Here is a 13,840-nt window from a genome sequence, read left to right as displayed (position 1 = left end):
AGACCTAAAAACAGCCCCAAAAAAAAGGGCTTCCGAAGAAGCCCTTAAGTAAGTTACATATTGATTCTTTTTTCTAAAACTTCAATCGGAGTCAGAGGAACAATAAACTTCAAATCAGACCCATGGGCCTGAAGAGTTAAAACGGCCCTAATTCCCATGAAAAGCTGCTTGCCTTTAATTTTAAGCTCGCCCTTAACGTGGTTACTCCATTCATTATATTCAGCTTCAGTAACAAATTTTTTACCAGAAGCTTTTGCTTTTTCGATTTCGCCTTTTAAGTAGGCCTGGATTTGTGGAGTCGTCTCCCAGCTTCTTGCTTCAACATAATCCGCTTCAGTTGAAACTTCACAGTCAAAGTAAAGTTTTAGAAGAGGAATGATATCGCTATAGAAGTTCATTTTTTCTTTACTTAAAGTCACACAACGAGCTTTCCACTCAGCATCCATTTTATGGAATGGGTGATCAGCAGGAAGAATTCTCTCCACTTCAGAAATAAGTTTTTCTGTCGGAAGAAGTCTTAGGTGCTCACCATTGATGTGGTTAAGTTTTACGATGTCATAAATCGCAGCAGATTTAGTGAAGCGGTCTAAGTTGAACATCGTTCCCAGAGTGTGAATATCGAAAATATCTTTTTCCTCAGGGTGCGACCAACCTAATTGTAGAAGGTAGTTCAGCATCGCTGATGGAAGATAATTTTGCTCCTGGTAAAGTCTTACCGAAGTGGCCCCATGACGTTTTGAAAGCTTCTGGCGGTCTTGACCGATAAGAAGGGATACGTGACAGAACGTCGGAGGAGCGGCGTTGTAGGCTTCATAGAGAATCAGCTGGCGAAGAGTGTTGTTTAAGTGCTCTTCAGCGCGGATAACGTGAGAGATTTTCATCGTCATATCGTCGATAACAACCGCAAAGTTATAAACTGGAATATCGTTAGCGCGAACAATAACGAAGTCCCCTACCATGTCTTCCGGGAATGTCACTTCTCCACGCACTTTATCCGTGAACGTGTAAGCTTTTTTCGGAGTGATACAACGAACGACTGAAGGAATTCCCTTCGCCATTTTATCGGCCACTTCAGCATCAGATAAATGTCTGCACGTTCCATCGTAATGTGGAGGAAGACCTTTTTCTTCTGCGATCTTTTTCTTTTCTTCAAGAAGTTCTTCAGAACAAAAACAGCGATAAGCTTTTTTCTCTTTTAGAAGTTTGTCAGTGTATTCTTTGTAGATGTGCAGGCGTTCTGATTGTCTGTAGGGCCCGTAGTCTCCACCGACATCTGGTCCTTCGTGATGTTGCAGATCAAGCCACTTCAGGTCTTCAATCTGTGCTTCTTCATATCTTCTTTCTGATCTTTCAGTGTCAGTGTCTTCAATACGAAGAACATATTTTCCACCCATTGCTTTAGCAAAAAGGTAGTTGTACATCGCAGTTCTAGCTCCTCCGATGTGAAGGTATCCAGTTGGTGACGGGGCAAAGCGTACGCGAACAGTCATGAGGCTCTCCAAATTCAAAAAACGTGAGAGCCCAATATAGCAGATTCTCTCTGACTAGTACACGAGAAGGCGAGGTTCAAGCATCTCTGCCATGGCGTATTTCACACCTTCGCGCCCAAAACCTGAATCCTTCACCCCGCCATAAGGCATCGTGTCGATTCTGAACCCCGGCACCCCATTGATTATCAGGGCCCCGACTTCCAGGTTTTCGTGGGCGTATTTCATTTGCGAGAGCTGATTGGTAAACAATCCTGCTTGAAGTCCGTATCGTGAGCGATTGATTTCGCGGATGACTTCATCAAAATACTGAACTTTTTCAATGATTGCCACCGGGCCAAAGGCCTCTTCAGCGACAATCTTCATATCAGCAGTTGTGTTGGTTAAAAGTGTCGGAGAATAAAGCGAGTGCTCTAAATCAAGCACGCTTCCACCAAAGATTACCTGAGCACCTTTCGTTTTAGCTTCCTGAATCCAGCTATCGATTCTATCGATGTGAACTCTATCTATCATTGGACCAACCACCACGCCTTCTTCGGCAGGGTTTCCAATTTTTAAAAGACCAACTTCAGTTTTAAGTTTTTCAATAAACTCATCAAAGACTCCAGCATCAACATAGATTCTTTGAACTGAGATACACACTTGCCCGGCGTAGTTGTAGGCCCCCATGGCAATCGCTTTAGCGGCATCATCTAAATTTGCTGTGCGATCGACGATCACGGCAGCGTTCCCACCTAATTCAAGGACAACTTTTTTCTTTCCAGCTTCGCTCTTTAATTTCCATCCCACTTCTGCAGAACCAGTAAATGAAAGCATTTTTAAACGCTCATCTTTTAGCATTAAAGACGCTTCTTCATTTTGACAAACAACCACGTTTAAAACGCCGGCCGGAAGTCCAACGCGCTTACATAACGAAGCCAGCGCAAGCGCTGTTAATGGTGTATATGGTGATGGTTTTAAAATCACTGGGCACCCAACAGCTAAGGCCGGAGCAATTTTATGCATGGCCAGATTGAGTGGAAAGTTAAAAGGAGAAATCGCCAGGATTGGTCCAATCGGATAATTTTTAGTGTAGGCCGATTTACCTTTACCTAAACCAAAATCCATTGGCACCACTTCGCCACCTACACGGATGGCCTCATCAGCTGCCGACTGAAGAATTAAGAGAGACCTCTCCACCTCTTGAATGGCGTAATTAACGGGTTTTCCACCCTCAGAAACGATGAGATTAATAAATTTATCGCGCTCCTGGAAAAGCCCTTCCCTGATCTTTAACAGGTAGTCTCTTCTTTCAGCGGCACTGATTTTAGAATAGCTCTGGAAGGCCTGGACTGAATTGGCGATAGCGAACTGAACTTCAGACGGATCAGCGTACGACACCGTGGCCAGAGGGCTTTGGTCGAACTTGTTTTTTACAACTAAAATATTCGTCGTTGAGTGACCAACCCATTCATTGTTAATAAAACTTTTTGCTTGTAAAACGTCTCGATTTTCCATGCAGCTATTTTAGCTACACTGAGACCTAAAAGCCAAATGGAGAGTCGGCCGCAGAAGATAATTTTTTTGAACGAGTCGCAAGAGCGCGCGCAAAAGAAAGGTGCTCTCTGAGGAATCTCTTCTCACCGATCATGAAAAGTTCAATGGAGTGGATATAACATAAACGCACAGGGGCAACTGAGTTTTTATAAACCTTATAGAGCTGCTGAGTCACAATATGGTCTTTCGTCCCATTTAAGAATCTGTAGTCTTTGCCTTCCGATTTACAAATTTCGCACATACCTCTACCTCACAATAGATTTTATCGTCAAAGCAGGCCATTTTCTTAAGGATTTTCGGCCTTACATGGGGAAACTGAGTATATTCGGAGTATTCCCTTTAGTTTTAGGCCCTAAGCATAATAAATCTTTAGGAAAATAATCCTAAAAAATGCCACAAACTTTTGCTATGCTTTACCAAATTTTAGTCCAATCTAATTAACCCATAGGAGATTTCCCCATGATTAAAGCGCTCAACTTTAAAGCATCGCTCGCAATGAACCCAAAACAATCTCCAAAATACGCTCTTACTGTGAAGAACAAAGCTGGTCAGGATGTGACTGTTGCTGATCCTCGCGCGACTCGTGCTCTGGTAGCACTGATGAACCAACACGCGACAATCGGAGGAGCTGCTTGCCACTGGGGTGGACCTGCTGCTTTTGCTGAAATCATGGCCGCAACTCACGCGATTATGTTCGCTGATAAAACAAAAAACTGGTTTGATGGTTTCCACTTCGTTAACGATGCTGGACACACTGAAAACGGAATCTATGCTCTAAGAGCAAACTACGGTTTTGATGATCAAAACTTTGATGGTCTAAGAAAATTCAGAAGTATTGAAAGTAAACTTACTGGTCACGGTGAAGCTCACCTGAATCCACAAGGAGTTTTAATTTCTAACGGTCCTCTTGGTTCAGGTCTTCCACAGGCACAAGGTCTGGCGATGGCCGATAAAATCGTGGGCAATAACCGCGTCACTATTTGTACAATCTCTGATGGTGGAGCAATGGAAGGTGAAGCGCGCGAATCATTCGCTGCCATCCCAGGTCTTGCCGCTAAAAATAAAATGAATCCATTCGTAATGATTGTTTCAGACAATAACACTAAACTTGGTGGAAGAATTGATGCTGATTCATTCTCAATGACCCCTACATTTGAAGCTCTTGCTCCACTTGGATGGGAAGTTGTAAAAGTTGCTGAAGGTCACGACCTACAAAAAGTTTACCTGGCCATTGAAGCGGCCATTGAAACGGCAAAAGCAAATCCAGCAAAACCTGTCGCCATCGTTTTTAAAACAATCAAAGGTTACGGTGTTAAATCAACTGTTGAGAGCGCAAGCGGTGGTCACGGCTACCCTCTTTCTGCTTACGACGACAAACTCGTTGCATTTGTTAAAGAAATCTACAACGGTGAAGCTCCAGCTGAATTCGTAAGCTGGGCAGAAGATATCTTAAAATCGAAACCAGCTCCAAAAGAGGCTTCTGCTCCTGCAGCTAAAACTGAAAAAGTTCAGGACGGATTTGCCCGCGCGATTATCCGTGCGGCGAAAGAAGGCCTTCCAGTTTTCTCAATCTCATCTGATCTTCAAAGCTCAACTGGAATTAAAGCTTTCCACAAAGAATTCCCTGACCGCTACATTGACGTTGGTATCGCTGAAGCCAACATGGTTTCATCAGCTATCGGTCTTTCTAAAGTAGGTCTTATTCCAATCGTCGATACATTCGCTCAATTCGGAATCACAAAAGGGAACCTTCCATTCATTATGGCCGGTCTTTCTCAAGCTCCAGTTATCGCTCTATTCTCTCACACTGGTTTCCAGGATGCTGCTGACGGTGCTTCTCACCAGGCAACAACATACTTTGCTGCTCTTTCATCAATCCCACACATGAACGTTGTAAACTGCTCTTCTTCAAGTGAAGCGGAAAGTTTAATGTACGAGTGCCTGGTTCAATTTGCTAAAGACCGTGAAGCTGGAAAAACTCCAAACTCAACTGTTTTCTTCTTAGGAAGAGAAAATCACCCGGTAAGCTACGTTGAAGGTGCTAAGTACGCCTGGAACAAAGCTCAAGTGTTAACAGAAGGATCTGATGTCACGATCGTGGCAGCAGGACCAATGGTTGGAAAAGCACTAGCTGCTCAGAAACAACTTTTAGAAAAAGGTGTTAAAGCGACAGTTATCAATAACTCATTCATCAACCACGTTGATGTTGAAACATTAAAATCTGCTCTTGCTAAAACAAAAGGCAAGATGATCACGGTTGAAGATCATCAGGTTCTTGGTGGTATGGGTTCAATGATCATCCACGCTCTTCATACTAACGGTGTTGAGTTTAAGGCAAAGACACTGGGAATTGGCGGAGAGTTTGGACAAAGTGCTTATAAAGCAGACCAGCTTTATGCTCGTTTTGATCTATCTGCTGAAGGTATCGTTAAAGCTTATAACTCCCTTAACTAAAAGGGAGTTATAGCACTTAGCCAGATTTGTCTAACTGATGAGAATTGTTTTGCATTCGTTGCGCTTGAACATAGAGAGTAACGAATGCGGTCTTTTTCCACTCCAAAAAATTTCTTACCCGCTTGTGTCGTTGAAGTGATGATTGAAACTGCTTCAGTGCTCACAAGCGATTTATCCTTGTTGAGTTTTGCCACTTCAATACGATCATAGCCTTCGCTGATAAGAAGATTTAAGCGTAGAAAATTATTTCCGCTCGCAATTTGATTTGAAACCGCTCCATTTTTTGCAAAAGCATCACAAAAAGGTTTCATCACTCCAGACTGGTCAGTGATCACGTCTCTAAAGAAATTGACTCTCGTTGAAACATATTCAAAATCAGTTGTGCTGGTATTTGAAATAGAGGCCGGAAACTCGACGATTGTTGATGGGTTAACCTGACCACAGTCTCTGCTCTCCCCTCTAAAGCGGAATTGCTCCTGCATATTTGTAATCGTTTCAAAAAGCTCGCGCTTATTTTTTAAAGCAGCACAAATTCTTTTTCCGATCGCAACTTCAGAGTCAGTAAAATTTCTTTCAGTTGAAACAACAATCGGCTGATTTCCCTGATCTGGTTTATCATCAGTTTTTGACTGTTCCATTTTACAGCTAACAGACATAAGCATGGCGATCGCCACAACAGAAGTTAGTTTCATGTTTTACCTTCCTTAGTAATTCTCAATGAAAAGAGTATCGAATCCGTAATAATCTAAAGATAGGTTAATTGAAGGCCGTGATTTAAGCAAATGCGATGAGAGAAAACCCACTAACATTTTCTTAAGGCTCATGAAGGCTTCATTTTCAAAAGAGACAAGGGGCCAGTTGGGAACTTGATAGAATGTATTCATAACCAAAAAATCCTTTTTCATGGTTTGAGCGACTAGCATTTCTACCACGAGGTTTTTTGATTGAATGTTAAGATTTCCTAAAAATCACCGGGAGCACATTGCAGACATGTAAGCCCCATCTTTCTCCAGCGCTCGACCACGCTTTTTCGGTCATCTACAACGAACAATACCTGAGCGTGACTCTCAATTTCCTTTTTATACAACTCTTCTTTGACATCAGAGTCTTCGCGGAAGTCGTTTACGGCCCTCATATATAGTCCGTCATGCAAAACGTTATGACGCTTAAGCCATGCATCCGTCATTGCGCGAAAGTTCTCGTCTCTTCCTGTGACAAAATAAACTTTGTATCCACGGGCCTTCATGGCGGCGATCAGTTCAATACACCAGAAATAAGATTCATCCTGATCCATGGCCTCGTTAAAAGCTTTCCAGTTTTTTGGTTTACTCTTTACGTGGTGAACTCGGTGTTCAACGTTGCAAAGAGTCCCGTCTAAATCAACCAGGATGGCGTTATATTTACTCAAATTAAAATCTCCAGAACTTATTAAATTCCTCTTTATAGAAATATAAAAGAGCGATACACATACCAATGTTTAGGCCACCAAGGATTCCCATGATAAGAGAAAGAGAAAATTTCTGTTGGTGAAATAACATCAGCAGAACTGAAACGGTTACCATGGCCAAAGCATTAATGATGTTATTGCCGGCCACAATTCGCGAAAGCTCGCTGTCTTTAGTCACTCTTTGAAGTTCCGCAAACTGAGGAACAGTAAACATTCCACCAAAAAGAGAAAGGAGAAATAAATCGACAATCGTTCTCACACTCATGTTAAGAGCAAAAAAATCTTTGATCCCAATATTTTGAGTCAGGCTCAAAAGAAAACTCTGTCTTGAAGCAATTTTAATAACGTAAGATAAATCGAAAATCACCAGAGTCATTGCCACTAAACTCATTGGGATTACCCAACGTCTCACTCTTCCTCTTGTCATTCTCTCCAGAAGAAAAGGTCCTACCCCCATTCCGATGGTGAAAGTAAAAAGCATCATCGTCGCCACGGCCTCACTGCCATGAAAAATATCTTTGGCCACTAAAGGCAGAAGTGATAAAAGCCCTGCCCCCATAAACCAAAACCAAGAAAGACCTACAATCAATAGCGCTGTCATTGGATTTTTAAAAACCAGCTTTAAGATATCTCTTGTCGACGTAAAAAAATTCCAGTCAACTTTGATCTGACGGTCTACATCGTTTATCTCATTAGGGTCTTTTAAGAGCGGAAGTTTTTTCGCATAATAAAGCCCGAGGTAAGCAATTATTAAAAGCACCGCAATTAAAGGCCAGTAATTGTCTCCAAGGCTTGCTGCGATCCCGCCGATAATGGTTCCCAATAAAATGGCCACAAATGTCCCAGAACTCACCATGGCATTAGCGAAGATCAATTGTTCTTTAGATGCATAATTCGGGATAAGTGAGTATTTGATTGGTCCAAAAAAAGTCGATTGCAGTCCCAGTAAAAAAAGCACTAATAGCATGATGTAGTAATTATCCATCATGAGTCCCAGGGCCCCAAGAATCGCAATTCCAACTTCCGCTTCTTTGATACGGTAAGAAAGCCAGACCTTGTCCAGGCGATCAGCTAATTGCCCGCTGGTTGCTGAAACTAAAAAGAATGGAAGAATGAAGACACCACCACACAAAGCGACCATTGAAGCAGAATTGACTCCAAAAAGGCTGATATTTTTATAAGTGATCAGGATGACCAGGGCACTTTTAAAAAGGTTGTCGTTAAGTGCACCGTAGAGCTGCGTCCAAAAAAGCGCATTGAGTTCTTTTGAAATTTTTCTCATGAAACTATGTTGATCAATTAATACTTAATTGTCACGCCTAAAACGTGATAGTTCTCATAAGGCTTGCCGGAAACTTCGCCAAATTTTTTATCCATTGAAGTTCTATGACGTTCGATGCCAATAAAAGGCTTGATAGTGACTTTTCTAAATTTTTTTTCAGCGGAGATCATGATTCCACCTTCGCCTCCGGGTCCCATCGCGCCAGTGCCAGCAGAAACCCAGGTTGAAAGGGCAAGCCATGGAAGCGATGAGTGCGAAAGTTTATTTTCGGCCTTCGCTGCCACCTCCATCGACATATTCCCGGAAAAATCCACACTCGCTCCCATCTTGGCCTCTAGGCGCGTCTGGCATTTCCAGTTGCCGATATTTTTAATCCATTCTTTTCCTACACCACCCATGATAGTCACAGTGTTTCTATCAGGCTCTTCGTTTAAGTATTTGTACTGGATAACATTCATACCCAGTTGTTTTTTGTTAAATGAGTGCCACCATTCCTGAACTCCACGGCTTAAGTTTCCATCGTCTGTTTCATTGGTAAATTTAAACTCTCCAATCCAGTATGATTTTTCACTCTCTGATTTTTTGAAATTTTTATCCAGGCGCAAATCAAGCGTGTTGACTTCGCGGAAGTTTAAATAATATTTTCCGTCAGGGGTTTTTCTATAACCGTCGACTTTGCTGAATTTTCCAAAACCGGTGGAATCTAGATTAAGTTTTAATTCGCCTTCTGTTCCAATCAAACTGTAGTTCAAACCACCGTTAAATGTTCTTCCACGGTCATCGCCATCAAGTGAGCGGGCCTTATCACCCATTTTCTGAAGGCCCCCATGCAAGAAGTTGTCGTTACCAGTGTTGATGGTTAATTCAGAATCGTACTCACCAATCAGTGATTCAAGTAACGATGGGTCTTTAATTTGTCCGTCTTTAAGCTCACACAGACAGAAAATTTCCTGCCCTTGTGGTTTTTCAATGACCTTTTTTTCTTTCTCGCGTTTTTTGTCACAGTCTTCTTCCGGGACTTTGGACATCACTCTTTTTGACTCTTCTAAAAAGTTAAAGCTCACCGCCATCAGGTCTTTGTCTGAAGGAGGTAAAAACTCCTGTGCCAGAAGAGATGTTGAAGAAAAAAATGTCAACCAAAGTGCTATTTTCATGGGACACTTATCGGTGTATATTGGAGAGAAATTAGTAAGTATTCCCGACCTAATAGAGAACTGACAAATATGAAACTTTACCACTACGTCCATTGCCCTTTTTGTGTCCGAGTCCGCATGGGATTTGGTTTACTTGATGTAACCTATGAATCTCACGTTACACCTTACGATGATGAGGCGACTCCTCTGAAACTCACGGGAAAAAAGATGCTACCGATCGTGGAGTTCGACGGGCAGGCGATGAATGAAAGCTTAGATATCTTGAAACTGAAAGACCCAAAGAATCTACTAAAGTGGGAAGAACTAACTAAGAATGAAGCTATTTTAAACCCGCTTCTGGATAAAATCGGCTCTCCTGTTCACTCCCTGGCCATGCCTTATTGGATTTGGACCCCGGAGTTTGATGAGAAGTCCCGCCATTATTTCCAGACAAAAAAAGAAGTGAAACGTGGGCCTTTTAAAGACCTGGTAAAAAATCAACAGACGTTTGTAGATAAATTGAATGCAGTAATCGGCACGGAGCTTTTAACGGAGTTAAAACCGTTTTATAAGAGTTCAGAGCTGACTATTATGGACATTATGATCGCCGCCCACTTGTGGGGAATGTATGTGGTTCCTGAGTATCAATTTGATGTGAAGATTCATGAGTATTTGCAGAGGGTGAAGAAGTTGACTGGTTTTAATTATCACGAAGACTTTTGGAAATAATTAGTGACCCGTCCTTCGACGGCTGATCGAACTCTTAAAAATGAAGACTTTTTATTACTCTTTCATAATGAGTAAAAATGCTCCACTGGAGCATTTTTTCGATCAGCACTCACGAGACTTTTGGAAGTAGCTACGAAGCTCTTAAAAAATGATTCTTAATAAGCAGCGCCGCCTCTTCAATATCAAAAGGCTTAAAGATCACCGCTTTTGGGTGAAATGAATTTAAAACTTCGCGCGAGTAATCCATGTACCCGGTAATGAAAAAGACCGGGATATCCCTCTCTTCTCCACGAAGATAAGTCACCAGCTCCGCCCCATTCATCTCCGGCATCGAGATGTCGGTGATCAGGCAGTCAATTTTCTTATTTTGATCGAGGATTTTCTTGGCCTCAACGCCATTGTGAGCGATCAGGACATTAAAAGACAAATCTTCCAAACCTTCTTTAAAGACTTCCAGGAGGCCAGAATCGTCGTCTACAAGCAGAACAGTGGGTTTCACTTTATCCATAAAAAAAGTATAACATCGACTATTTAAAAAACGACTTAAAAATGTCCATGCAATAATTTTTTATTTGTCGTGCCCCTATTTTAACCATGTCGATTTTCTTTAAGGGATACTCATAATCGCGGTCAGCGACAGCATGCCCTAGGTTTTTTACCGCCGTCTTAACGATGGTATCCTTGAACATCTCTGTCTCTCCCATGCTCTCAGGAAGCTGCTTTAAAAGAAGTGATCCACGGGCGAAGGCCCCCAGATTGTCTGAGACGAAGTAGTTTTTTTGTACACACCAGACAACCCAGTCCTCTGGTCTTTTATTTGGACTCACCTTCATTTCAGACTCAATGTCTTTTAAAAGTTTCGCACGCAAGGTTTTATCTTGTGACTCCATCGACACCATAAGCCCGTCGGCCAGGGTGTTTGGCGACTTCATATAAGCTCCTGCCCCTACTAATAAGAAAGCGCGTTGGTCTTCTTTTGTTAGCGTTGAAGAGAGACCAAAGTCATAGAGCTGAACTTTAATCTTGTTGTCTTCTTCAATTAAGACGATGCGGAAGTTCCCCTGGTGAAGATCGGCGTTCAAGAAACCACTTTTAAAAAGGGCCTCTTCAAACCACATTCTCACCATCTCTTCAGCGACGATCTTTTTTGTGGCCGTATCATCTAATTCAGCAAACTTTACGCCACCTCCGGCGAATTCCTGGATGTGCAGGTTTGATTTTCCTTCTGGTGGAAGATAAACCTCAGGCACACGCATCTCCAGCATCTTAAATTTTGGCGAGCCAGAAACTTTCACTGAGCGGTTGTAGACTTCAAAAGCTTTTTTCTGTCTGGCAACAGCAACACTTAAGTTCACTTCTTCATCAAGGAATTTTTCAACACTATCAATAAGTGTCGACATAATCTTGATATCTTCGACACCTTCTTTGGCAAAGAGAGCTTCGTTCTCAGGAACAAATTGGCGAAGAATTGCGATATCTTCTTTACAGCGTTTGCCAACACCTGGTTTTAAAAAGCGCAGGGCCACATCCACTTCTTTTTCATCATGCCAGATCTTTGCACGGTTAACCTGAGCGATAGTCCCGGTCCCTAAAGGTTTTTTGATAATGTCTTTAACTTCAAATCCACCTTTATCTGTCTCAACAACTTCGCGCACCAAATGAATAGGAACTTCTTTACCAGAAGACTCCAAAATCCCCATGAGCTTAGAGAATTTATCTCCTACCCCTTTTTCTTTTCCAATCTGCTGCAGAACTTTCCCAAGCCCTGGTCCAGTGTTTTGGAATACAATCTTCATCACTTCTTCTTCCGGAAGCTTCGCGCCTCCAGTGACCAGTTCAGACATAATGGTTTTAATCACGTCGTCTGGCATCTTATTGAAGTAATAATCCATGAACGTCACAACAAGCCTTAGCTGAGTGTTGTTCATATCGACGTGACCGCTTTTGGCGATCTCACTTCCAATGTGCCTGATTCTCGATTCGTGTTTATTAATTTTCTTTTCAATCGTACTAATGGCCTTAAGAATCTTCTCTTCGTCAGTGCCATCGCTCTCAAGCAGTGCTTCGATTTCATTAAAGCTTGGGTGAAGATCAAAATTTTCTCCCATCACTTTCGTCACGCCGGCCTGGTAATTGGCCCCAAGTTTTTCTTTGGTTTGTTTATCAACACCTTTATAGAATTGAGAAAGAAGTGAGAGCCCTTGAAGTAAATCAATCTTTACTTTGGGAGCAGGAAGAGAGTCAGCTTCCTTATTAAGGAAACGAAGCTCTTCTTTAAGTGTCCAGAGTGGAGCCTTCTTGATTTCTTTAAACTCATTAATCCCCTGCTTTTCGTTTCTCATATTAGAGAGAATCAGCGGATAGATTTTATTGAAGTATTCAGAGGCTTCTTTATAGATTTTGATTTTGTAAGCATCATCGGCCGAGGTGGCTTCGATTAAATACTTAAGCAGGTTTTCCTGTACAGTCTGAATCTCTTGTTTTCTCGCCAGACTGATATTGCTTTCATAATAACTTTTAAGCTCCTCAATGATCTGATCGACTTCGGAAGCCGCAATCTCACGGTTCTGTTCATTCTCGATATGGGTCTTAGGCCAGTACGAGCACGACGAAGCCAGCATTGAGAGGATTAAAGTGACGAGGATAAAATTTATCTTATTTCTATTCATAAGGGTTTTATCGGTTATCCAGTATAAGACCTTATAAAAAGAGAGCTAAGGCATGAAAATAAAATAAAAAACAACTAGCCTCTTCTACTATCATGGGTTTGTGTAAAGTTTTCAGGTTACTTGAGAATTTTACTCAAAAAGGTATGGTGACCTAGCTTTACACACTCAGGGAAAAAACATGAAAAAAATCATCTTAGCTTCACTTCTGGCCACGTCTGCACTTACTCACGCAAGCGATATCATTGTTTCAAAAGGTGTTAAATCTAACCTTAGAGACTTGATCGAAAAAGACTTAAATGTCCTGGATAACCTTAAGTTCAAAGGCGACACATCTGCTGAAGATCTAAAAATCATCGGACTTCGCAAGGTTGACACTAATTCAGCAACAGGCTGGTTATCAGAAAGAGTTAACTACGTTATCGAAGAAAACGCTTTCACACTTCCAAAACTTCTTATTAAAAAAGTTATCTCTGTTGAGAGATCTGGAGTAACGTTTCCAAACCAAGACGTTCTTCCATACGGTCTTGCTAACAACATGATCAACGAAGAGGAAGAAAAAGGTATTACGGTCATGAGTAATATCGGTGCTGGTATCTATATGGGTGGTAAACAACAGAAACAAGTTTACTCTCTAAAGATCTCAAGAGGTCTATTAAAGAAATCAATCAAAGCTGTTGTTGAATCTCCAAGAGTGGGAATCATCCAGATTGGTGAAGGTCTCTTCATGCCTCAGGTTAACCCTAACAAGACAAATAAAGAAGCTGTAGCAAACTCTATCTACCGCCTTGGTGTTTTCTTCCATGAAGCGCGCCACAGTGACGGTAATGGTGTGAGCCTTGGTTTCACTCACTCGAAATGTCCAGCAGGTCACAACCTTGAAGGGGCCTATGCTTGTGATGAAAACCTAAACGGACCTTATACTGTTGGTGCTATCTTTACTGCTGAAATGCTGAAAGCTTGTGGTGATCAGTGTTCAGAGCAAGAGAAGTCTGCCCTAATGGCCGAGATCCTGGACTCTTACTCAAGAGTTGTTAAAATTAACTCAAAAGGCGTTCCATCTACACACTGGGATGCGACTCCAGAAAGTCTATAACTCTAGAATA

General features: G+C 41.8%; 12 protein-coding genes. 3 read left to right on the top strand and 9 right to left on the bottom strand.

From position 1 onward, the window contains the following. Window positions 1–53 precede the first annotated feature (53 nt). Genes gltX through C0V70_RS05670 form a run of 3 tightly spaced genes read right to left on the bottom strand, consistent with a single transcriptional unit; the run spans window position 54 to window position 3,264 of the window. Window positions 54–1,490, bottom strand: a complete 1,437-nt coding sequence (gltX, locus tag C0V70_RS05680; RefSeq protein ID WP_102242906.1) for a glutamate--tRNA ligase — start codon at window positions 1,488–1,490, stop codon at window positions 54–56. Window positions 1,491–1,544: 54 nt separating this feature from the next. Next, window positions 1,545–2,984: an aldehyde dehydrogenase family protein gene (locus C0V70_RS05675; RefSeq protein ID WP_102242905.1), complete on the bottom strand. Its 1,440-nt coding sequence runs from the start codon at window positions 2,982–2,984 to the stop codon at window positions 1,545–1,547. Window positions 2,985–3,009: 25 nt separating this feature from the next. After that, window positions 3,010–3,264, bottom strand: a complete 255-nt coding sequence (locus C0V70_RS05670) for a hypothetical protein (RefSeq protein ID WP_102242904.1) — start codon at window positions 3,262–3,264, stop codon at window positions 3,010–3,012. Window positions 3,265–3,482: 218 nt separating this feature from the next. Between C0V70_RS05670 and C0V70_RS05665 the strand changes: the two genes are divergently transcribed. Then, window positions 3,483–5,477, top strand: a complete 1,995-nt coding sequence (locus tag C0V70_RS05665; protein WP_102242903.1) for a thiamine pyrophosphate-binding protein — start codon at window positions 3,483–3,485, stop codon at window positions 5,475–5,477. On the opposite strand, the gene C0V70_RS05660 is transcribed toward C0V70_RS05665, so the two are convergent. The 4 genes from C0V70_RS05660 to C0V70_RS05640 form a co-directional block, all read right to left on the bottom strand. After that, on the bottom strand, window positions 5,474–6,169 hold the full coding sequence (locus C0V70_RS05660) for a hypothetical protein (protein WP_102242902.1): 696 nt from the start codon (window positions 6,167–6,169) through the stop codon (window positions 5,474–5,476). The two genes, C0V70_RS05665 and C0V70_RS05660, sit on opposite strands and share 4 nt — an antisense overlap. A 269-nt stretch (window positions 6,170–6,438) precedes the next feature. Then, the gene (locus C0V70_RS05650) at window positions 6,439–6,885 is read right to left on the bottom strand and encodes a phosphatase domain-containing protein (RefSeq protein WP_158649579.1); all 447 of its coding nucleotides are present in this window, start codon (window positions 6,883–6,885) and stop codon (window positions 6,439–6,441) included. Between the two features lies 1 nt (window position 6,886). After that, a complete protein-coding gene (locus C0V70_RS05645; protein ID WP_102242899.1) occupies window positions 6,887–8,206 on the bottom strand; it encodes an MFS transporter in 1,320 nt (439 codons plus the stop codon). Window positions 8,207–8,223: 17 nt separating this feature from the next. Then, window positions 8,224–9,360, bottom strand: coding sequence for a hypothetical protein (locus C0V70_RS05640; protein WP_102242898.1), 1,137 nt, complete (start codon window positions 9,358–9,360; stop codon window positions 8,224–8,226). A gap of 69 nt (window positions 9,361–9,429) precedes the next feature. Between C0V70_RS05640 and grxB the strand changes: the two genes are divergently transcribed. Beyond that, the gene (grxB, locus tag C0V70_RS05635; RefSeq protein WP_102242897.1) at window positions 9,430–10,068 is read left to right on the top strand and encodes a glutaredoxin 2; all 639 of its coding nucleotides are present in this window, start codon (window positions 9,430–9,432) and stop codon (window positions 10,066–10,068) included. Window positions 10,069–10,198: 130 nt separating this feature from the next. Here grxB and C0V70_RS05630 read toward each other — a convergent pair whose 3' ends face one another. Together C0V70_RS05630 and C0V70_RS05625 are read right to left on the bottom strand one after the other, a co-directional pair. Next, a complete protein-coding gene (locus tag C0V70_RS05630; protein WP_102242896.1) occupies window positions 10,199–10,576 on the bottom strand; it encodes a response regulator in 378 nt (125 codons plus the stop codon). Window positions 10,577–10,595: 19 nt separating this feature from the next. Next, window positions 10,596–12,737 (bottom strand): AarF/UbiB family protein, encoded by a 2,142-nt coding sequence (locus C0V70_RS05625; RefSeq protein WP_102242895.1) that lies wholly within the window; start codon window positions 12,735–12,737, stop codon window positions 10,596–10,598. 178 nt (window positions 12,738–12,915) lie between these two features. Here C0V70_RS05625 and C0V70_RS05620 point away from each other — a divergent pair, with 178 nt between their 5' ends. Then, complete coding sequence (locus tag C0V70_RS05620; protein WP_102242894.1) at window positions 12,916–13,830, top strand: hypothetical protein; 915 nt, start codon at window positions 12,916–12,918, stop codon at window positions 13,828–13,830. Window positions 13,831–13,840: the final 10 nt, after the last annotated feature.

This window comes from Bacteriovorax stolpii (assembly GCF_002872415.1).
GTDB classification, from domain to species: domain Bacteria; phylum Bdellovibrionota; class Bacteriovoracia; order Bacteriovoracales; family Bacteriovoracaceae; genus Bacteriovorax; species Bacteriovorax stolpii.
Note: the sequence above shows the minus strand (reverse complement) of the source record. Positions and strands in the feature narration are given on the sequence as shown.